Annotated in this window: 17 protein-coding genes; 14 read left to right on the top strand and 3 right to left on the bottom strand. The window is 66.3% G+C overall.

Annotation, left to right across the window (positions count from 1 at the left end):
- The first annotated feature begins 153 nt into the window (after window positions 1-153).
- From IP86_RS06860 to IP86_RS06845, 4 genes are all read left to right on the top strand, one after another.
- Window positions 154-1206: a branched-chain amino acid ABC transporter permease gene (locus IP86_RS06860; RefSeq protein ID WP_054161772.1), complete on the top strand. Its 1053-nt coding sequence runs from the start codon at window positions 154-156 to the stop codon at window positions 1204-1206.
- Complete coding sequence (locus IP86_RS06855) at window positions 1193-1927, top strand: ABC transporter ATP-binding protein (RefSeq protein WP_054161771.1); 735 nt, start codon at window positions 1193-1195, stop codon at window positions 1925-1927. Before IP86_RS06860 ends, IP86_RS06855 begins: the two co-directional genes overlap by 14 nt.
- Complete coding sequence (locus IP86_RS06850; protein WP_054161770.1) at window positions 1920-2621, top strand: ABC transporter ATP-binding protein; 702 nt, start codon at window positions 1920-1922, stop codon at window positions 2619-2621. The genes IP86_RS06855 and IP86_RS06850 overlap by 8 nt, the downstream gene beginning before the upstream one ends.
- A 121-nt stretch (window positions 2622-2742) precedes the next feature.
- Entirely contained in the window at window positions 2743-3930 is a 1188-nt protein-coding gene (locus IP86_RS06845; RefSeq protein WP_054161769.1) for an iron-containing alcohol dehydrogenase, read from the top strand.
- Between the two features lie 5 nt (window positions 3931-3935).
- Here the strand turns inward: IP86_RS06845 and IP86_RS06840 are convergent, their stop codons facing one another.
- The gene (locus IP86_RS06840; RefSeq protein ID WP_054161768.1) at window positions 3936-4685 is read right to left on the bottom strand and encodes an alpha/beta hydrolase; all 750 of its coding nucleotides are present in this window, start codon (window positions 4683-4685) and stop codon (window positions 3936-3938) included.
- Between the two features lie 441 nt (window positions 4686-5126).
- On the opposite strand from IP86_RS06840, the gene IP86_RS06835 reads away from it, so the two are divergent.
- The 6 genes from IP86_RS06835 (at window position 5127) to IP86_RS06810 (ending at window position 12381) form a co-directional block, all read left to right on the top strand.
- Window positions 5127-6158, top strand: coding sequence for a class 1 fructose-bisphosphatase (locus tag IP86_RS06835; RefSeq protein ID WP_054161767.1), 1032 nt, complete (start codon window positions 5127-5129; stop codon window positions 6156-6158).
- 25 nt (window positions 6159-6183) lie between these two features.
- Window positions 6184-7059 carry a phosphoribulokinase gene (locus tag IP86_RS06830; protein WP_054161766.1) on the top strand — a complete coding sequence of 292 codons (876 nt, stop codon included), beginning with the start codon at window positions 6184-6186 and terminating at the stop codon, window positions 7057-7059.
- Between the two features lie 34 nt (window positions 7060-7093).
- Window positions 7094-9109: a transketolase gene (gene tkt / locus IP86_RS06825; protein WP_054161765.1), complete on the top strand. Its 2016-nt coding sequence runs from the start codon at window positions 7094-7096 to the stop codon at window positions 9107-9109.
- A gap of 59 nt (window positions 9110-9168) precedes the next feature.
- The gene (gene fba, locus IP86_RS06820; RefSeq protein ID WP_054161764.1) at window positions 9169-10254 is read left to right on the top strand and encodes a class II fructose-bisphosphate aldolase; all 1086 of its coding nucleotides are present in this window, start codon (window positions 9169-9171) and stop codon (window positions 10252-10254) included.
- A 156-nt stretch (window positions 10255-10410) separates the two neighbouring features.
- On the top strand, window positions 10411-11796 hold the full coding sequence (locus IP86_RS06815; protein ID WP_054161774.1) for a ribulose-bisphosphate carboxylase: 1386 nt from the start codon (window positions 10411-10413) through the stop codon (window positions 11794-11796).
- Between the two features lie 288 nt (window positions 11797-12084).
- Window positions 12085-12381 carry a hypothetical protein gene (locus IP86_RS06810; protein ID WP_054161763.1) on the top strand — a complete coding sequence of 99 codons (297 nt, stop codon included), beginning with the start codon at window positions 12085-12087 and terminating at the stop codon, window positions 12379-12381.
- A 51-nt stretch (window positions 12382-12432) separates the two neighbouring features.
- Here the strand turns inward: IP86_RS06810 and IP86_RS28990 are convergent, their stop codons facing one another.
- Complete coding sequence (locus IP86_RS28990; protein WP_197279666.1) at window positions 12433-12600, bottom strand: hypothetical protein; 168 nt, start codon at window positions 12598-12600, stop codon at window positions 12433-12435.
- Window positions 12601-12991: 391 nt separating this feature from the next.
- On the opposite strand from IP86_RS28990, the gene IP86_RS06805 reads away from it, so the two are divergent.
- Entirely contained in the window at window positions 12992-13273 is a 282-nt protein-coding gene (locus IP86_RS06805; RefSeq protein WP_054161762.1) for a FeoA family protein, read from the top strand.
- A gap of 10 nt (window positions 13274-13283) precedes the next feature.
- Complete coding sequence (gene feoB, locus IP86_RS06800) at window positions 13284-15164, top strand: ferrous iron transporter B (RefSeq protein WP_054161761.1); 1881 nt, start codon at window positions 13284-13286, stop codon at window positions 15162-15164.
- 389 nt (window positions 15165-15553) lie between these two features.
- Here feoB and IP86_RS06795 read toward each other — a convergent pair whose 3' ends face one another.
- Entirely contained in the window at window positions 15554-16399 is an 846-nt protein-coding gene (locus tag IP86_RS06795) for a xanthine dehydrogenase (protein WP_054161760.1), read from the bottom strand.
- Between the two features lie 380 nt (window positions 16400-16779).
- Between IP86_RS06795 and IP86_RS06790 the strand changes: the two genes are divergently transcribed.
- Both IP86_RS06790 and nifA read left to right on the top strand, forming a co-directional pair.
- Window positions 16780-17574: an SDR family NAD(P)-dependent oxidoreductase gene (locus tag IP86_RS06790; protein ID WP_054161759.1), complete on the top strand. Its 795-nt coding sequence runs from the start codon at window positions 16780-16782 to the stop codon at window positions 17572-17574.
- Window positions 17575-18097: 523 nt separating this feature from the next.
- Complete coding sequence (gene nifA / locus IP86_RS06785) at window positions 18098-19846, top strand: nif-specific transcriptional activator NifA (protein ID WP_054161773.1); 1749 nt, start codon at window positions 18098-18100, stop codon at window positions 19844-19846.
- The last annotated feature ends 119 nt before the right edge of the window (window positions 19847-19965 follow it).

Raw genomic sequence — 19965 nt, 5'->3', positions numbered from 1 at the left:
GGGTGAGGGGGCGCCTCGGCGCGGCCGAGCTTCTGCGACTCGCGGAGACGCCCCCTCACACCGGCCCTCTCCCCGCAAGCGGGGCGAGGGAGCAGGGGGCACGCGTCTTGCTTATGATCATACGCCCCGATTGTTCCTCACCCTGGCGGATCGATGACGGAAGCTACTTCGACTCTCGCGCCGGTCGCCGTGCCGCGCGCTCGCCGCCGCAAGGTGCTGCCGATCATCGAGCTGACGCTGCTCGCGATCGGGCTGCTGCTGCCGCTGGTGCTGCAGGATTATTTGACGGTGTTCGGCACGCGGGTGCTGATCCTGTGCCTGTTCGCGCTGTCGTTCGATCTGGTGTGGGGCTATTCCGGCATCATGAGTTTCGGCCAGGCGGTGTTCTTCGGTTCCGCCGGCTACGGCGTCGCTCTGCTGGCGCGCGATCTCGACATCACCTCGATGCTGCTGGTGATCCCGGCGGGCGTGCTGATCGGCTTTGCGATCGCGCTGCTGATCGGCGGCTTCCTGCTGCTCGGCCGCAACCCGTCCAGCGTCATCTTCGTGTCGCTCGGTACGCTCACCGGTTCCTACGCCTTCGACCGTCTGGCCCGCGGCTGGTACTATCTCGGCGGCCAGAACGGCATCCCGTCGATCCCGCCGATGCATATCGGCAGCTATGATCTGACCGAGGGGCCGGTCTTCTACTATTTCGTGCTAGCGATCCTGTTCGTGGTCTATCTCGGCTGCCGGTTCCTGGTGCGGTCGCAGTTCGGCCTGGCGCTGGCGGGCCTGCGCGAGAACGAGCAGCGCATCGCGTTCTTCGGCTACAAGGTTCAGCACATCAAGGCGATCATCTTCTCGCTCGGCGGCGCCATCGCCGGCCTCGCCGGCAGCCTCTACGCATTCCACGAGGGCTTCGTCTGGCCCAACATGCTGGGCGTGGTGATGTCGACCCAGGTGGTGCTGTATGTGCTGTTCGGCGGCTCCGGCACGCTGATCGGCGCGGTGATCGGCACCGTGGTGATCGAGCTGGTGTCGTTCTGGCTGTCGAACAACTACCAGGACATCTGGCCGATCATCCTGGGCTGCCTGATGCTGGCGGTGATCCTGTTCCGGCCGGCCGGACTGATCAGCCTGATCCTCAGCGAGCGCGAGCGCATCGGCAATTTCGGTCGCCCGCCGGCGGCCGGCAAGAAGGAGCGCGGCCATGGCGCTGCTTGAGGCCCGCGGCCTGATCAAGATCTTCGGCAAGCTCACCGCGCTCAACGGCGCCGAGCTGATCGTGCAGCCCAATGAGTTTCACGGGCTGATCGGGCCGAACGGCTCCGGTAAGAGCACGATGATGAAGTGCATCGCCGGCGCCGAAGTTCCGACCGAGGGCCGCGTCACCTTCGACGGCAACGACATCACCGCGGCGTCGCCGGCCGAGCGTGCCCGCGCCGGGATGAGCCTGAAATTCCAGATCACCAGCGTGCTGCCGGCGCTGACGCTGTACGACAACGTGCTGCTGGCGTTGCAGGGCCAGACCGCGCTCGGCAAGCTGATGTTCTCGCGCACCCGCGGCCTGCTGCACGACAAGGTGATGGCGATGCTGGAGCAGTTCCGGCTGGTCGATCGCGCCGGCGAGCCCGCGGCGGCGCTGTCGCACGGTCAGCAGCAATGGCTGGAGATCGCGATGGCGCTGGCGCCCGAGCCGAAGCTGTTGCTGCTCGACGAGCCGACCGGCGGCATGAGCCTCGAGGAGCGCCGCGTCACCGGCGAGCTGCTGGCGCCGATCAAGTCGCGCTGCTCGCTGGTCATCGTCGAGCACGATCTCGATTTCATCCGCGATATCTGCGACCGGCTCACCGTGCTCGATCAGGGGGCGGTGCTCGACACCGGCTCCATCGAGCAGATCCAGGCGAGCCCGAAGGTTCAAGAGGTGTATCTGCGCCGTGCTTGAAGATCATTATCTCGATATCCGCGATCTCGATGCCGGCTACGGTCGCAGCCAGGTGCTGTTCGGCGTGACGATGTCGGCGCCGTGGCGCGGCGGCGTCGCCATTCTGGGCCGCAACGGCGCCGGCAAGACCACGCTGATGAAGGCGATCATGGGCGAATTGCCGGTCAAGCGCGGCCAGGTCTCGCTCGATGCCCGCGACGTCACCAAGCTGCCGACCGAGCAGCGCATCCGCGCCGGCTTCGGCTATGTGCCGCAGGACCATCCGGTGTTCGCGCGGCTGTCGATCCGCGACAATCTCGCGGTCGGGGCGCTGACCAATAAAGACAGCCGCGCGGTCGATCGCGTGCTGGAGATGTTCCCCAAGCTCGGCCAGCGGCTCGATCAGGCCGCCGGCACTCTGTCGGGCGGCGAACGCAAGATGCTGGCGATCGGCCGCGCGCTGCTGTCGGAGCCGCGCGTGCTGCTGCTCGACGAGCCGACCGAGGGCGTGTGGATCGGCGTCATCGAGGAGATCACCGACCGGCTGGTGGCGCTGGCCAAGGACATTGCGGTGATCATCGTCGAGCAGCATCTCGATCTGGCGCTGCGCGTCGCCGACCGCGCTTATGTGCTGGACCGCGGCCGCGTCGCGCTCACCGGCACCGCCGACGAGGTCCGCAACGATCCACGGCTGCTGCAATATCTCGCGCCGTAGCGGCGGCCACGCCGAACCTGCTAGTCTTCGTCCGCGCCGCACTCGAGCAGCGCGGCGCGAGCCCTCGCGCCGGTGTCGACCGAGCCGCGCGGCTGATGCGCGGACCTGATCCGAGCGTCTGATGATCTCTCCCTTCTCGATCGCCCGTCTGCCCCGCATCCAGTTCGGCGCCGGCGCGACCGCCAAGCTGCCCGACCTCGCCGCGCGCTACGGCCGCCGCGTGCTGCTGGTCACCGGCGCACATTCCTTCGATGCCGCGCCCTACGCCGCGCCGCTACTGGTGAAGCTTGCCGAGCGCGGGCTGAGCTGCGAGCGCGTTGTTGTCAGCGGTGAGCCGTCGCCGGAGCTCGTTGACGACGCCGTGCGCCAGTTCAAGGGCGCCGTCATCGACGTCGTGATCGGCCTCGGCGGCGGCAGCGCGCTCGATGCCGCCAAGGCGATCGCTGGCCTGCTGAAGCCCGGCAATTCGGTGATGGATCATCTCGAAGGCGTCGGCCCTGAGGTGTCGTATAGCGGCCCCGCAACGCCGTTCATCGCGGTGCCGACCACCGCGGGCACCGGCTCCGAGGCAACCAAGAACGCAGTGCTGTCGCGCCACGGGCCGGACGGCTTCAAGAAGTCGTTTCGCGACGAGGCGCTGGTCGCCGAAATCGCGCTGGTCGATTCGGAGCTATTGGCCGGCTGCCCGCCGGCGCTGATCGCCGCCAACGGCATGGACGCGCTGACGCAGCTGCTCGAATCCTACGTCTCGACCGGCGCCAACGAATTCACCGATGCGCTGGCGCTGTCCGGCCTGCGCGCGGCGCGCGATGGCTTGCTGGCTTGGTACGAGGGTGGCGCCGCCGCCGAGCAGGCGATGGCGCGGATGGCCTATGCGTCGCTGCAATCCGGCATCTGCCTGGCACAGACCGGATTGGGCTCGGTGCACGGGCTGGCCTCGCCGCTCGGCGCGTACTTCCCGATCGGCCACGGCGTGGTGTGCGGCACGCTGCTCGCCGCGGCGACGCGCATCAATATCGCGGCGCTACGCACCCGCGAGCCTCAGTCCCGCGCGCTCGCCAAGTATGCCGAGATCGGCCGGCTGTTGTCCGGCCGTGACGGCGTCAGCGCCGAGCAGGATTGCGACCATCTCGTCGCCACGCTGGAAGATTGGACCCAGCGTTTGGCGCTGCCGATGCTGACGTCGCTCGGCGTCGCCGCAAGCGACGTCGGCCGCATCGTCGCGGCGAGCCGCGGCTCCAGCATGAAGACCAATCCGATCGTGCTGACCGACGACGAGATCAGGCAGGTGCTGCAAGCGCGGCTCTGAGCGCGTCAGAGGTTGCGCTGCACGAAGCTGTGCAGTTCGCTGGCGATCAGGTCCTTGTCGGTGTCGATCGTGGCGACGTGATACGAGTTGTTGAGCCACAGCAGCTCGACGCGGTCCGAGCCGACATGGCTGGCGATGATCGTGGCGTTGTGCGGCATCAGCACGTGATCGACCCGCGAGTTGATCACGAAGGTCGGGCATTTGATCTTCGGCAGCATCGCCCGCGCCGCCGCGGCCAGCCCGATCACTTGCTTGAAGCAGGTCACCGGCACCTGGTCGTAGGCGAGCTCCTTGACCGAGGTATCCATCATGTCCGAGCCGATGCCGGGCACGAACTCCGGCATGTTGCGGGCGAACGCCACGCCGGCCATATCGGGCGAATCGACCTGCACGGCGGCGTTGATCGGAATCACGCCGGCGACCTTGTCGGGATGCGCAGCGGCCAGATACAGCGACAGCGTGCCGCCCATCGACAGGCCGGTGACGAACACCTTGTCGCACTTGGCGGAGAGTTCGAGCAGCGCGTCTTCGGCGCAGGCGACCCAATCGCTGGCGGTGGTCTTGGCCATCGCGGCCGGCGAGATGCCGTGGCCGGGCAGGCGCGGGCCGAGGACCGAGTAGCCGCGCTCGCCGAGGCGCTCGCCAAGATAACGCATGCTCTGCGGGCTGCCGGTAAATCCGTGCAACACCAGCACGCCGGTCTTGCCGCCGTCGAACGCGAACGGCTCCGCGCCGGCCATCACTGCCTCAGTCATGTCGTCTCCCCCTGGGCTCCGTGAGGGGGGCATTCCCGCCTTGATCCTCACGGCTCTGTTTCGTTTGAACTTTCGTATGTTTCAGAGAAGGCTCGGAAGCGTCAAGTGCCGGTATTTGAGAGGCGCCTGAGCCGCCGATGCGGCCCCATCGATGATGCGAAAGTATAAGGCGTGGTTGCGGCGCGCATCGATCTCGCCCTCTGCGCGATTTCCGGCCCGGAGTTCTGATCTAAATCACGGCGGCGTTCGACTAAATGTGCAGGATCGGCCATGCCCCGCCGTGTCTGCGGTACCCATGTGCGGTTGCGTTCACTGGAATATAAAAATTCCTGAGGTGGTACCAAGGAAATTCAAGCTTTGCTTATGCCGCCCTTCGGCTCACAAGCTCCCGGCACCGAAGCCGGAGGGATGGCAAGTCAGGCTTCGTTGTGGGGGACAGTCATGGATCAGGGTCAGACGCTATCACGTCTGTTGGAGTCCTATGGGACGGATCCGCGGAAGCGAGCCGTCGCGGCGGCGGTCGGTGCGATCGCCGGCGCTTCGGTCGGTATCTCCGAACTGATCGGCCAGGGCGCGCTGGCCGGCATCACCGGGGCGGCGCATGGCGGCAGCAATGCCGACGGCGACGTGCAGAAGGACCTCGACGTCAAGGCCGACCAGGCCGTCATCGCAGCGCTGAAGGATGTGTCCTATGCGGCGCTCGCCTCCGAAGAGTCCGACACGCTGGTGATGGGCGATCCGCAGGCGCCGATCTCGATCGCTTACGATCCGCTCGACGGCTCGTCGAACATCGACACCAACATGACGGTCGGCACCATCTTCTCGATCATCCCGAACGAGGCCGGTGTGGCGCCGTTCAGCGCGCCGGGCAGCTGTCAGCTCGCCGCCGGCTTCGTGGTGTACGGGCCGCAGACCTCGCTGGTACTGACGCTCGGCGACGGCGTCGACATCTTCACGCTGGATCGCAAGGCGAAAGAGTATCGGCTGATCCGCGAGCAGGTGAAGGTGCCCGCCGACACCGCCGAATACGCCATCAACGCCTCGAACCACCGCCACTGGGAGCAGCCGGTGCGCGACTTCGTCGACGAGTGCATCGCCGGCGCCGACGGCCCGCGCGCCAAGGACTTCAACATGCGCTGGATCGGCTCGCTGGTGGCCGAGGCATATCGCATCCTGACCCGCGGCGGCGTATTCCTGTATCCGGCCGATCAGCGCCCAGGCTACGGCGAGGGCCGGCTGCGGCTGCTGTACGAAACCCATCCGATGGCCTTCGTGATGGAGCAGGCCGGCGGCGGCGCCTCGACCGGCCGCGAGCGGGTGCTCGATCTCACCGCCCGCGCCATCCATCAGCGCTCGCCGTTGATCATGGGCTCGCTCGACAAGGTCAACCGCATCGAGCTGCTGCACACCGATCCGAGCGCCGCCGCGCGCACCGCGCCGCTGTTCGGCCGCCGCGGCCTGTTCCGCGTCTAATCATCACGTCTGGAAGTACAACTCCATGTCCCGCAAGCATCCGATCATTTCCATCACCGGCTCCTCCGGCGCCGGCACGACGTCGGTGAAGAAGACGTTCGAGCAGATCTTCCGCCGCGAGAACGTCAACGCCGCCTTCATCGAAGGCGACGCGTTCCATCGCTACAATCGCATCGACATGCGCAACAGGATGGCCGAGGAAGCGGAGCGCGGGAATCGCCACTTCAGCCATTTCAGCCCCGAGACCAATCTGTTCGAGGAGCTGGAGCAGACTTTCCGCGACTACGCCGAGAAGGGCACCGGCCGCACCCGGCATTACGTGCACGACGACGAGGAAGCCGCGCTGCACGGCGTGCCGCCCGGAAATTTCACCGGCTGGCGCGATCTCGATCCGCAGTCCGACCTGTTGTTCTACGAAGGCCTGCACGGCGCGGTGATCACCGACAAGGTCAACGTCGCGCAGCATGCCGACCTCAAGATCGGCGTCGTGCCGGTGATCAACCTCGAATGGATCCAGAAGCTGCACCGCGACCGCGCGGCGCGCGGCTACTCGACCGAGGCGGTGACCGACACCATCCTGCGCCGCATGCCGGACTACGTGCACTACATCGTGCCGCAATTCGCCGAGACCGACATCAACTTCCAGCGCGTGCCGACGGTCGATACCTCGAACCCGTTCATCGCGCGCTGGATCCCGACCGCCGACGAATCGATGGTGGTGATCCGCTTCAAGAACCCGCGCGGCATCGACTTCGCTTATCTACTGTCGATGATCCAGGGCAGCTTCATGTCGCGCGCCAATTCCATCGTGATCCACGGCGCCAAGCTCGATCTGGCGATGCAGCTGATCCTGACGCCGCTGATCATGCAGCTGATCGACCGCAAGCGCGGCGTCAAATAACCATGCTTATTCACCCCATTTCCGGGAGGCCGGTTTGAATATCCCCGCACGCGAACTCCACGATCAGGTCAGCCATCGCGACATGGCGAACGCGATCCGCTTCCTCGCCATCGACGCGGTGGAGAAGGCGAAGTCCGGCCACCCCGGCATGCCGATGGGCATGGCCGACGTCGCCACGGTTCTGTTCACTCGCTTCCTGAAGTTCGATCCGGCCGATCCGGCGTGGCCGGACCGCGACCGCTTCGTGCTGTCGGCCGGCCACGGCTCGATGCTGCTGTATGCGCTGCTGCATCTGACCGGCTATCCGGAAGTGACGATCGACGAGATCAAGGCGTTCCGGCAGTGGGGATCGAAGACCCCCGGCCATCCGGAATACGGACACACCCAAGGCGTCGAGACCACCACCGGCCCGCTCGGCCAGGGCCTCGCCACTTCGGTCGGCATGGCGCTCGCCGAGCGCATGATGAATGCGCGCTACGGTGACGCGCTGGTCGATCACTATACTTATGTGATCGCCGGCGACGGCTGCCTGATGGAAGGCGTCAGCCACGAGGCGATTTCGCTGGCCGGCCACCTCAAGCTGAACAAGCTGATCGTGCTGTGGGACGACAACCACATCTCGATCGACGGCAACACCTCGCTGTCCTGCTCGGACGATCAGCTCGCGCGCTTCGCGGCGTCGGGCTGGGCGACGACCCGCGTCGACGGTCATGATCCCGACGCGGTAGCGGCGGCGATCGAGGCCGCCAAGGCGAGCGACCGGCCGTCGCTGATCGCCTGCCGCACCAAGATCGGCTTCGGCTCGCCCAAGGTCGAGGGCACCGAGAAGGCGCACGGCGCGCCGCTCGGCGCCGAGGAAATAGAGAAGACCCGCGCGGCGCTCGGTTGGCCCTATCCGGCGTTCGAAGTGCCGGACGCCATCCTGGCGCGCTGGCGCGAAGCCGGTAGCCGCGGCAAGGCGGCGCATCAGGCCTGGACGCAGCGGCTCGGCGATCTCGATGCCGCGACCCGCGCCGGCTTCGAGAACAACCTTGCCGGCAAGCTGTCGGCCGACTACGAGCCGGCGTTGAAGGCGCTGATCGCCGGCTTCGCGTCCGAGCAGCCGTCGATCGCCACCCGTCAGGCGTCGCAGCTCACCATCAATGCGCTGGTGCCGGCGTCGCCAAACCTGCTCGGCGGCTCGGCTGACCTGACGCATTCCAACCTGACGCAGGCCAAGGGCTCCGCTTCGGTGAAGCCGGGCGCCTTCGGCGGCAACTATCTGCACTACGGCATCCGCGAATTCGGCATGGCGGCGGCGATGAACGGCATCGCGCTGCATGGCGGCTTCATCCCGTTCGGTGGTACCTTCCTGGTGTTCGCCGACTACAGCCGGCCGGCGATCCGCCTCGCGGCGCTGATGGGCGCGCGCGTCATCCATGTGATGACCCACGATTCGATCGGCCTCGGCGAAGACGGCCCGACGCACCAGCCGGTCGAGCACGTCGCTTCGCTGCGCGCGATCCCGAACGTGCTGGTGTTCCGTCCGGCCGACGCGATCGAAACCGCGCAGGCCTGGGACGTGGCGCTGAAGCAGGCGCATCGGCCCTCGGTGCTGGCGCTGTCGCGCCAGGCGCTGCCAATGCTGCCTCGGCCGAACGGCGTCACCGACAATCCGGTTTCGCGTGGCGCTTATTTGGTCATCGATCCCGGCGCCCGCGATGTCACACTGATCGCCACCGGCTCGGAACTCTCGCTCGCGCTGGAAGCAGCCTGCAAGCTCGAGGCCGAGGGGATCAAGGCCGCGGTGGTGTCGGCGCCGTGCTTCGAACTGTTCGCCGAACAGGACGACGCGTATCGGGCCGGCGTGCTCGGCAGTGCGCCGCGGGTCGGCATCGAGGCGGCGCGCGACACCGATTGGCGGCGCTGGATCGGCGACAGCGGTGCCTTCGTCGGCATGACCGGCTTCGGTGCCTCGGCGCCCGCGCCGGTGCTGTACCAGAAGTTCGGCATCACCACCGATGCGGTGGTGGACGCCGCCAAGGGCGCGATCGCCCGCGGCAAGCATTGAAACCCATTTCGTCCTTCACGACCGCAGCGTCGTCACACGGTTAGTCAGTAGGAGACATCATGGCGCGTATCACCCTGAGGCAGCTATTGGATCACGCCGCCGAGCACAGCTACGGCGTGCCCGCGTTCAACATCAACAACATGGAGCAGGGCCTGGCGATCATGGAGGCGGCGGCTGCGGTCGACGCTCCGGTGATCATCCAGGCCTCGCGCGGTGCGCGCTCCTACGCCAACGACATCATGCTGGCGAAGATGATCGACGCGCTGGCCGAGATGTATCCGGACATCCCGCTGTGCATGCATCAGGACCACGGCAACGACGAAGCCACCTGCGCCACCGCGATCCGCTACGGCTTCACGTCGGTGATGATGGACGGCTCGCTCAAGGCCGACGCCAAGACCGCGGCGGACTATCAGTACAATGTCGACATCACCCGCCGCGTCACCGACATGGCGCATTGGGTCGGCGCCTCGGTGGAAGGTGAGCTCGGCGTGCTCGGCTCGCTGGAGCACGGCGGCGGCGAGCAGGAAGACGGCCACGGCGTCGAGGGCAAGGTCAGCCGCGAGCAATTGCTGACCGATCCGGACCAGGCGGTCGACTTCGTTCGCGCCACCAAGGTCGATGCGCTGGCGATCGCGATGGGTACCTCGCACGGCGCCTACAAATTCAGCCGCAAGCCGGACGGCGACGTGCTGGCCATGAAGGTGGTCGAGGAGATCCACCGCCGGCTGCCGAACACCCATCTGGTGATGCACGGTTCGTCGTCGGTGCCGCAGGATCTGCAGGACATCTTCAACGAGTTCGGCGGCGCGATGCCGCAGACGTTTGGTGTGCCGGTCGAGGAGATCGTGCGCGGCATCAAGCACGGCGTCCGCAAGGTCAACATCGACACCGACTGCCGCCTGGCGATGACCGGCGTGTTCCGCAAGGTCGCGACCCAGAACAAGGCGGAGTTCGATCCGCGCAAATTCCTCAAGCCCGCGATGGATGCGATGCGCGACGTTTGCCGGCTGCGCTTCGAGCAGTTCGGCACCGCCGGCCACGCCAGCAAGATCAAGGTCGTGCCGATGTCCGAAATGGCCAAGCGCTACAAGTCGGGCTCGCTCGATCCGCAGATCGGCCAGGTCGCGCGCGCCGCCGAGTAACCGCGGCGCGTTCAGCACCCGCGGACTAACCGCGGGCTCAAGAAATCACGGGGAGAGTTCACGCGCGGGGAGAAGGGTCTCCGCGCGGCCGCGCGTCTGCGCGGCGAATTTTCGGGATGCATCACGCCGGCAATGGCCGGCACTCAGGAGTTCGTCATGGACCAGTCCAATCGCTACGCCAACCTCGCCCTCAAGGAAAGCGATCTGATCGCGGGCGGACGGCACGTGCTGTGCGCCTACATCATCAAGCCGAAGGACGGCTTCGGCAATTTCCTCCAGACCGCCGCGCACTTCGCGGCTGAATCGTCGACCGGCACCAACGTCGAAGTCTCGACCACCGACGACTTCACCCGCGGCGTCGACGCGCTGGTGTACGAGATCGACGAAGCCAAGCAGTTGATGAAGATCGCCTATCCGATCGAACTGTTCGACCGCAACGTGATCGACGGCCGCGCCATGATCGCGTCGTTCTTGACGCTGACGATCGGCAACAACCAGGGCATGGGCGACGTCGAATACGCCAAGATGTACGACTTCTACGTGCCGCCGGCTTACTTGAAGCTGTTCGACGGCCCCTCGACCACGATCAAGGATCTGTGGCGCGTGCTCGGCCGGCCGGTGGTCGATGGCGGCTTCATCGTCGGCACCATCATCAAGCCGAAGCTCGGCCTGCGGCCGCAGCCCTTCGCCAATGCCTGCTATGATTTCTGGCTCGGCGGCGACTTCATCAAGAACGACGAACCCCAGGGCAACCAGGTGTTCGCGCCGTTCAAGGACACGGTGCGCGCCGTCGCCGACGCGATGCGCCGCGCCCAGGACAAGACCGGCGAGGCCAAGCTGTTCTCGTTCAACATCACCGCCGACGATCACTACGAGATGGTGGCGCGCGGCGAGTATATCCTGGAGACGTTCGCCGACAACGCCGACCACGTCGCCTTCCTGGTCGACGGCTACGTCGCCGGGCCCGCGGCGGTGACCACCGCGCGTCGCCGCTTCCCGAAGCAGTATCTGCATTATCACCGCGCCGGCCACGGCGCCGTCACCTCGCCGCAGAGCAAGCGCGGCTACACCGCGTTCGTGCTGTCGAAGATGGCCCGGCTGCAGGGCGCCTCCGGCATCCATGTCGGCACCATGGGCTTCGGCAAGATGGAAGGCGAAGCCTCCGACCGCGCCTCGGCCTTCATGATCACGCAGGACTCGGCCGACGGTCCGTACTTCCACCAGGAGTGGCTCGGCCTCAATCCGACCACGCCGATCATCTCGGGCGGCATGAATGCGCTGCGGATGCCGGGCTTCTTCGACAATCTCGGCCATTCCAATTTGATCATGACGGCGGGCGGCGGCGCGTTCGGCCATCTCGATGGCGGTGCGGCCGGCGCCAAGTCGCTGCGCCAGGCCGAGCAGTGCTGGAAGCTCGGCGCCGATCCGGTCGAGTTCGCCAAGGATCACCGCGAATTCGCCCGCGCCTTCGAGAGCTTCCCGCAGGACGCCGACAAGCTGTACCCGAACTGGCGTAACAAGCTGAAGCTCGCGGCGGCCTGAGCCGTCGCCCCGAAGACGAAGGTCTCGTCGGCCCGTGTCGTCAGGCGCGGGCCGATCTGCGTCGACGGACCGGCGGCTGCGGCGCAACACCGCCTGCGGCTGGCAGCGATCGCCGCGATTGCGGAGAAATCGAATTAGTTGCGGCCGATCGCGTTAGCGAACGGCTGACACTGGCAATCGGCCCAGCTTCACAGTTGGTGCGGCCCGTGCATACTTTAGGTTGCTGGTGTGGGCGAGAGCTACTCGGCTCTCGTCAAGCAGCCGAGTAGGTGAGGCGAGGGAATCGATATGGTTCACCGTCACTCCAAGACCTATCTGTTTCAGGTCCAGCGCAACGGCTTCGCGTACGACTGCTCGTTTTTTCTCACCGACAACCGCCTGATCACGGTGCAGGCGGTCGGGCGGAGGCACACCGAGGCGCTCGGCTCGAGCCCGCCCGGAGCGTCCGCGATCCGGATCGCCGACCATCTGATCGCCGAAAGCCAGCCGCGTCACGACGAGGAGCGCGGCAAGGGATGGCTGGAGCGGCTGTTCATGCGCTCCGAACCGATCGAGCGCGACGAGACGTTTCGCAGGCCGTCCTGAGCGCGGCCGATCGAGCGTCCGCGGGGACGGCGGCTGGATCCGCGCGGCGGCTCAGAATCGCTTGGCGATCAGCAGGCAGAGCAGCACCGTCGCGGACGAAGCCATCACCGTCGCCATGTTGGTGAGGTTCAGCGCGATCACTGTCGCCAGTCCCGCCGCATCGGCGGTCGCGGACTGATGCTTGCGGTGGTTGGTCTTGGTCGCTGATCGAGCCGTCATTGTCGCCCCCGTCACCTGTCGCCGCCTGGCCGGAACATGACGTCGGCGCTCGGCGAACTTCCCCGGCGCCACCCTTCCACGCCGCGTTGGCCGAAACCTTAACGGCGCGCGCGGCCGCCGCGCGATCACGCCCCATGGTTTATGATTTGGTGAGCGGCCGCAGGGATCCGGCCCGATCGCGCTGGCCGCGTAAGCCCCCGCTTCGAGCTCATCAGTTCGGCGGCCTCGGCAAACTCCGCAAAGCCGCAACGCGAATTGTGCTAGATCAAACCACTTTCGCGCGATTTCGCGTTACATGCGAATTGATAGCGCCTGTTACAATCGTTCTAAACTCCGAGCGGCGCAGGGCTGAATCTCTTGACCTCCGCGGCCACGATTGGAAGAACGGGCGATGACCTCCGACCTGCATCACAACGGCCATAAGCCGATCCTGCTCGGCAATGCGCGGCGCGGCTATCGAGGCGTCGTGCAGGCGATCGACCCGCAACGCGTCGCGTCGTCGCTGCAGCCGGTCGAGCTGGAAAGCCGCCTGATCGAGCTCGGTTTCGTCGAAGGCGCCAAGGTTGAAGTTCTGCACGAAGGTATCATCGGACGTGATCCGATTGCGGTTCGAGTCGACAACATCACGATCGCGGTGCGTCGTCGCGAAGCGATGGCCGTCGTATTGATGTGACGATTGCGCGATGAGCTCGGTCGAAACGCAGCCCTTCAATCTTGCGCTGGTGGGAACGCCGAACAGCGGCAAGACATCCCTGTTCAACGCGCTGACCGGTAGCCGGCAGAAGGTCGCGAACTATCCCGGCGTCACGGTCGAGCGTAAGGCCGGCCTGTTCACCACGCCGGGCGGCCGCACCGTCAGCCTGCTCGACCTGCCCGGCACCTATTCGCTGCGCGGCCGTAGCCCGGACGAAGAGATCACCCGTGACGTCGTGCTCGGCCGCAAGGCCGGCGAGTCGGTGCCGGATCTGGTCCTGTGCGTCGCGGATTCGACCAACCTGCGGCTGACCTTCCGGCTGATGCTGGAGCTGAAGGCCACCGGCCGGCCGCTGATGCTCGTGCTCAACATGTACGACATCGCCAAGCGGCGCGGCGTCACCGTCGACATCGACAAGCTGTCGGATCAGCTCGGCATCCCGGTCGTGACCTCGATCGCGGTCCGCAAGGGCGGCACCGCCGAGCTGCTGAAGCGCACCGACGAGATGGCTGCGCACGTGCCCGCAGCGGCGGCGTCCGACAATTGGCGCCCGCTGACGACGGCGGAACTGCGCGCGCTGCAGCGCGAGGCCGACCGCATCATCGCCGAATGCGTCAGCCTGCCGGCCCGGCCGCACACGGCGACCGCGAAGGTCGATGCGGTGGTGCTGCACCCGGTCGCCGGGCTGGTGCTGCTGCTGCTGATCTTGTTCGTGATGTTCCAGGCGGTGTTCACCTGGGCCCAGCCGCTGATGGAGCTGATCTCCGGCGGCTTCGAGGCGCTCGGTCAGTTCGTGCACGACACGCTGCCGGAGGGGCTGCTGCAGAGCTTCCTGCAGAACGGCGTGATCTCCGGTGTCGGCAGCGTCATCGTGTTCCTGCCGCAGATCATCATCATCTTCCTGTTCATCCTGCTGCTGGAAGATTTCGGCTACATGGCGCGGGCCGCGTTCCTGATGGACCGCATCATGGGCGGCGCCGGCCTGCATGGCCGCGCCTTCATCCCGCTGCTGTCGAGCTTCGCCTGCGCCATTCCCGGCATCATGGCGACCCGGGTGATCGACAACAAACGCGACCGGCTGACCACGATCCTGATCGCGCCGCTGATGACCTGCTCGGCGCGCATCCCGGTCTACACGCTGATCATCTCGGCCTTCATTCCGTCGCAGCAGGTGTTCGGCTGGATCAACCTGCAGGGGCTGGTGATGTTCGGCCTCTACGCGGCCGGCATCGTCAGCGCGCTGGCGGTCTCGGCGCTGATCAAGTTCTTCATGTGGCGCGACTACGAGCCGTCGCCGTTCATGCTCGAGCTGCCGGACTACAAGATGCCGCGGCTGAAGAGCGTCGCGATCGGCATCTACATCCGCGCCAAGATGTTCCTGCAGCGCGCCGGCACCACGATCTTCTCGATGATGGTGCTGATCTGGTTCCTGGCCTCGTTCCCGCGGCCGCCGGCCGGCGCCACCGAACCGGCGATCGACTACAGCCTTGCCTCGATCATCGGCCATGCGATCGAGCCGGTGCTCGCCCCGCTCGGCTTCAACTGGCAGATCGCGGTTGCGCTGATCCCCGGCATGGCGGCGCGCGAAGTCGCGGTGGCGAGCCTCGGCACCGTCTATGCGATCGAGGGCGGCAAGGAAGCCGCCGAGCAGATCGGCCAGGTGCTGGCGTCGAAATGGAGCTTGGCCACGGCGCTGTCGCTGCTGGCGTGGTTCGTGTTCGCCCCGCAATGCGCCTCGACGCTGGCGGTGATCAAGCGCGAGACCGGCAGCTGGAGCTGGATGGCGGTCACCTTCATCTACATGTTCGTGCTCGCCTACGTCGCCAGCCTGATCACCTACAACGTCGCCGTCGCGCTCGGCGCGGGCTGAGACGCGGCGTCGCCAGCCGCGAGCGAACGCCGCCGTCATTGCGAGCGAAGCGAAGCAATCCAGCGCCAGTGCACGGCGCCTCTGGATTGCTTCGTCGCTTCGCTCCTCGCAATGACGGAGAGGGGAGGGCGCCGTTCGAAGCGGTCGCTGCACCTGATCAGTTTACAACCGTTGCCGCGGTGGCACCTCTCCCCGCGAGCGGGGAGAGGTCGGATTGCGCAGCAATCCGGGTGAGGGGGCGCGTCCGCGAGCCTGAGCGTCTGCAATCTTGTGACGCGATGACCAACCAAATTCACGCTCGGCTTTGCGGAGACGCCCCCTCATCCCACCCTTCTCCCCGCGCGCGGGGAGAAGGAGGAGGTCGTGCTCGCGGCGCGGGCTAAGACTTCTCAGACCCGCACGTAAGCCCGCGCGTCCTGCAGCTCATCGAGCTTGCCGGCCGCGCGGCACACCGCGTCGGCGATGGTGCGGCCGCGGTTGTCGATGCCGGTCCATTGCGCGTGGCGGCCGCGCGGGTCGATCTCCAGCAGCTTGACCCGTTCCGGGACCTCGCTGCCGTCGCGCACGATGCCGCGGACGATGCCGTCGCACGGCGCGCGGACCGGTTCGCCACCGAGATGGCCGAGCACGAAGCCCTTGAAGACGCGGCTGCCGATCTCGACCGCCGTGTGCCACCGCCCGCACGTCTGCGCGTATTGGAACCGCTCGGCGCCGGCATCTCCGAGCGGGCTGGCGACGCCATCGGCCGCGTCGGTCCAGCCCTGCGCCACGATCAGTCCGCTGCGGCCTGGCCGTGTCTCGATCGCCGCGTCGCAATTCGCCTCGGTCGCAAAGCCCGGGCCGAGGCCGATGCTCAGCCGCGCCAGCCGACGTAGATCGGGGGTGACACGATGCTTCTGCATCCGCGCATCCACCAGCAGATCGATCGAGCGCACCGGCAGCAGGTCAGCCAGCGGCAGCCATGTCACCTGGATCGCCGGCGAGTGCCGCAGCGCCTGGTAGATCTGCATGCCGTCGTCGGCCCGCGCACCCGTCACGCCGTCGACCGACACTGGGTCGCCATACAGCGCGTCATGGAACGCCATTTTGCGCCGGATCACCGGCGGAAACGGATCGTGCGACATCACCACCGCGAAGTCGGCGCGATGCAGGTGCACCGCCACGGCGGAGGCGATCTCGTTGGTGCCGAGCACCACCGCGAAGCGGCGTCGGCTGTGATTGATCGGCTGGTGCATCCGGATCCCGGCTGTCGCGAGGGTGACTGTGACGGCTGATAAGCAAGCGCCGGACCAGGCGCGATCGGTCGGTGGATTGTCGCGAATTCCGTCTTTGGTCGAACAATGCTGTCGGGAAGGCCACGATTTGTCGCGCCAGGCCAAGGACGCGTTGTCGGGCACATGACATTGGCTGGCAGCAAGGCCGCGTTTTTCGAAGCAAATGCGGAGGTCGGCCTCGATGCCGCTCTGGCCCGGTTCATGCAAAGCTCATCGCGAACAAGCGATGGAGGTGGTCCTTGCACAGCGAGCCGTTACAGGCCGAGCGGCCAGGGCATCCCGGCGGGCCGGCGCCGCACGACCCAGCGAGTTACGATCACCCGGCCGGGCATCCCGCCGGCGTGTCGCCGACGTCCGGCGCTTGTCCGTTTCACAACGACCAGCGTGAGGCACGCTCCGGCAAGCAGAAGACGCTGGTGCTGACCGGCGCGTCGCGCGGCATCGGCCATGCCACCGGCAAGCTGTTCTCCGACGCCGGCTGGCGCATCATCACCTGCTCGCGCCAACCGTTCGCCGACGATCGCTGCCCGTGGGCGACCGGCGTCGAGAATCACGTCGCGGTCGAACTGGCGGATCACCGCGCGCTCCCCCGCGCGATCGACGAACTCAAGGAAAAGCTCGGCGGCGGACCGCTGCACGCGCTGATCAACAATGCGGCGATCTCACCGAAGAGCGAGGCCGGCGAGCGGCTGACCTCGCTGAACACGCCGGTCGGCACCTGGATGAGCGTGTTCCACGTCAACCTCTTGGCGCCGGTGATGCTGGCGCAGGGTCTGTTCGAGGAACTGCGCGCCGGCCAGGGGTCGATCGTCAACGTCACCTCGATCGTCGGCTCGCGCGTCCACCCCTTCGCCGGCAGCGCCTATGCGACATCGAAAGCCGCGCTGACCTGCCTCACTCGCGAGATGGCGCACGACTACGCGCCCTACGGCATTCGGGTGAACGCGATCGCGCCGGGCGAGATCAAGACCGATATCCTCTCGCCCGAAACCGAAGCGATGCTGGCCCCGACGATTCCGATGCGGCGTATCGGGACACCGGACGAGGTGGCCAAGGTGATGTTCTTCCTGTGCTCCGACGCCGCCAGCTACGTCACCGGCGAAGAGATCCACATCAACGGCGGCCAGCGCGTGTAGTGCGGGCGCATTTCAGTGTGCCATCCCGCGAGGTCCGCCCCCAACACTCACCGTCATCCCCGCGCACGCGGGATCCAGTATCCCAGTGCGTTTGTGTTGATCGCAGCCGCTCTGGAATACTGGATCGCCGCCTTCGCGAGCGATGACGGGAGAGGGCAGGGTGGCGCTGTGCGTCACGCAGTCGCCACGGTGTTACCGTGGGTGTTGCCGTCGAGTATCGTCTTTGCTCTCGCAAATAGTTCGCAATTAGTTCGTGTGGAGACGGCGGCACAGGCTGCTCTGCCTGTCATTTAACACGCTCTTTTTGCGTTGCATCAATGCGAGGGGTGGCCGATTCCGCTGGTAACTAAGTAATCAGAGCATTTTCAAACATTTTCGCTCTGACGACGAACTGTGCAGTGACAGCTATCAGTTTCCTCAGCGATGCAGCCAAGTTGAGCACGACATCGGAATGAGGATCAGACACAATCCCGCAACGCTCCAGAACTAAAGGGGGAAAAGCTCAGGAGCGATGGAGATGGAAATGGCTCAGCGCGAAGTACGTCTTGTCGAGAGCGAGCAATCGCGGAAGCCGATGAACCAGAACCCAGTACCGCTGAGTGAGATTGCGCTCACCGGCATTTTCGAAATTTCCAAGATCCTGACGGCGCCGGCGCGGCTCGAAGTCACGCTGGCCAATGTGGTCAACCTGCTGCAATCGTTTTTGCAAATGCGTAATGGCGTCGTCTCGCTGCTGGCGGACGATGGCGTGCCGGACATCACCGTCGGCGTCGGCTGGAACGAAGGCAGCGACAATCGCTACCGGGCGCGCCTGCCGCAGAAAGCGATCGACCAGATCGTCGCCACCGCGGTGCCGCTGGTCGCCGACAATGTCTCGGCCCATCCGATGTTCTCGCCCGCCGACGCGCTGGCGCTCGGCGCCACCGACGAGACCCGGGTGTCGTTCATCGGCGTGCCGATCCGGATCGATCTGCGCGTGGTCGGCACGCTGACGATCGACCGGGTCCGCGACGGCCGCTCCAACTTCCGGATGGACGCCGACGTCCGTTTCCTCACCATGGTGGCCAATCTGATCGGCCAGACCGTGAAGCTGCACCGCGTCGTGGCGCGCGACCGCGAGCGGCTGATGGCGGAGAGCCACCGGCTGCAGAAGGAACTGTCGGAGCTGAAGCCGCAGCGTGAGAAGAAGCGCGTTCGCGTCGACGGCATCGTCGGCGAGAGCCCGGCGATTCGCACGCTGCTCGCCAAGGTCAGCATCATCGCCAAGTCGCAATCCCCGGTGCTACTGCGCGGCGAGTCGGGCACCGGCAAGGAGCTGATCGCCAAGGCGATCCACGAATTGTCGGCGCGCGCCAACGGGCCCTTCATCAAGATCAATTGCGCGGCGCTGCCGGAGTCGGTGCTGGAGTCCGAATTGTTCGGCCACGAGAAGGGCGCCTTCACCGGCGCCATTCAATCACGCAAGGGCCGGTTCGAACTCGCCGACAAGGGCACGCTGTTTCTCGACGAGATCGGCGAGATCTCGGCCTCGTTCCAGGCCAAGCTGCTGCGCGTGCTGCAGGAGCAGGAGTTCGAACGCGTCGGCGGCAACCAGACCATCAAGGTCAATGTCCGCATCGTCGCGGCGACCAATCGTAACCTCGAAGAGGCGGTGGCGCGCAAGGAATTCCGTGCCGACCTGTACTATCGCATCAACGTGGTGCCGATGATCCTGCCGCCGCTGCGCGACCGGCCGACCGACATCCCGCTGCTGGCGACCGAGTTCCTGAAGAACTTCAACAAGGAGAACGACCGCGAGCTGGCGTTCGAGCCGCATGCGCTGGAGCTGCTGAAGGCCTGCTCGTTCCCCGGCAACGTCCGCGAACTGGAGAACTGCGTGCGCCGCACCGCGACGCTGGCGATGGGCCCGCAGATTCTCGACAGCGACTTCGCCTGCCACCAGGACGAATGCCTGTCGGCGATCCTGTGGAAGGGCCATGCCGAGCCTGCCCCCGAGCGGCCGCGCCCACAGATTCCGCTGCAGGTCCTGCCCCGCAAGGCGCCGCTGGAGATCGTGCCGCGCGAAGCGCCGGTTGCGCCTCTCGACGCGGCGGTCGCAGTGCCCGCATCCGAAGCGACCGGCGGCGCGCCGCTGTCCGAGCGCGATCGCCTGATCAGCGCGATGGAGCGATCGGGGTGGGTCCAGGCCAAGGCCGCGCGCCTGCTCGGCCTCACCCCGCGCCAGATCGGCTACGCGCTGAAGAAGTACGACATCGAGCTGAAGCATTTTTGATTCGTTCAGCAGCGATGCTCCACTGATCGGCGCAGACTTCTTTTACGCACCTACTTCCGTCATGGCCGGGCTTGTCCCGGCCATCCACGCCTGTGATGACTTCGCCTCGGCGGCGTAGG

Origin of the sequence: Rhodopseudomonas sp. AAP120, from assembly GCF_001295845.1 — a bacterium.
GTDB lineage: Bacteria > Pseudomonadota > Alphaproteobacteria > Rhizobiales > Xanthobacteraceae > Rhodopseudomonas.
The sequence above is the reverse complement of the archived record's forward strand: the minus strand, read 5'-3'. Positions and strand labels throughout refer to the sequence as shown.